The organism is Gilliamella sp. B3023, assembly GCF_026536845.1.
Lineage (GTDB): Bacteria > Pseudomonadota > Gammaproteobacteria > Enterobacterales > Orbaceae > Gilliamella > Gilliamella apicola_E.
In genome coordinates, this window is the sequence record NZ_JAFNNH010000081.1 from 1 (window position 1) to 535 (window position 535).

Genomic DNA, 535 nt, shown 5'->3' on the forward strand with positions numbered 1-535 from the left:
GTGTAATTAGCTCCGTTAGATAGTGTAATCCCAAGCAGACCGTTAGCATCAACTGCACGAGTACGACCACCATCGAAAGTTAAATAGGGCGCATTACCCTGAATTACATTCGAGGTTTTAACGGTTAATGCATGGCTGGAATAAAAAGGTATTAACAAAAAGCCGAGCGGTAAAAAGATCTGTCGACGTAATTTAGATCTGAGAGATGATCCGAATGATGATCCAAATAACGATCGGCGCAACGATCGACTACGCGATCTTAAATTTTCGTCGATTAATAAACTGGAATGAAAAAAAATAGGCTGGGAGTTTAAATTTGGCGAATTTAAATTATAGGTTGGCCAAGTTGCCTGTTGCCTGTTGCCTGTTGAAAATTATAGAACATATGCGACAATCCTGTCAAGTATATTTATGATTTATTTACTTTTTTATATTTTTTAGTTAAATTTGATCTGTCTAACTAATAATGATCCGGAAGTATAGTGACTGAAAAAATATGACGCAATAATTTTTTCATTTTAGATCGTTAATCTTT

Annotated in this window: 1 protein-coding gene; it reads right to left on the reverse strand. The window is 35.1% G+C overall.

Annotated features, from left to right (window positions below; genetic code table 11):
* The coding region (locus J3U16_RS12065; protein WP_267343227.1) for a hypothetical protein at nt 1-242 on the reverse strand (242 nt) is incomplete at its 3' end.
* Between the last annotated feature and the right edge of the window lie 293 nt (nt 243-535).